The organism is Mesorhizobium sp. M7D.F.Ca.US.004.03.1.1 (assembly GCF_003998635.1).
Lineage (GTDB): Bacteria > Pseudomonadota > Alphaproteobacteria > Rhizobiales > Rhizobiaceae > Mesorhizobium > Mesorhizobium loti.
The window spans coordinates 1-416 of the sequence record NZ_RZQG01001846.1 but is presented as its reverse complement, the minus strand read 5'-3'; the positions used below and the strand labels follow the sequence as shown (position 1 = coordinate 416).

At 54.1% G+C, this 416-nt stretch carries 1 pseudogene; it reads right to left on the bottom strand.

Annotation, left to right across the window (positions count from 1 at the left end):
• A pseudogene (locus tag EN935_RS41700) lies at positions 1-416 on the bottom strand (hypothetical protein); the annotation flags it as partial.

The following is a 416-nucleotide window of genomic DNA, read 5'->3' as shown; positions in this document are numbered from 1 at the left end:
GCGATCGGACCATTCAATGCTTTGGACAGCCAACTTTCCGTAGTCCGCCATCCCGCGTATTAGGAACTCGTATACGTCGCTCCGAATAAAAATGGCCCACCTAAATTCAAGCGACTTCCGACGGAACTTCCGCGCGATCTCTTGCATTGACTCCGTCAGCCCGACCACTATCAGGGCATCGTCGTCGGTGAAGCCCCCGGGCGTCCAAAAGCGGTCGAGATTGTCGAAGAGGAATAGAACGAAACCCTTGAGGCGAAGATACTCAAGAACGGTCTCTCGGAGTTCTCGGACGTCCTGCCCATAGATGGCCTCTAGCACCTTGGATGAATCCAGTTGGTGAAGTTCAACGTCAACGATGGCGCTGCTGCGGAACCGGTCGACAACGTTTTGTGCCAGTCGTTTCAGTCGTTCAGAGA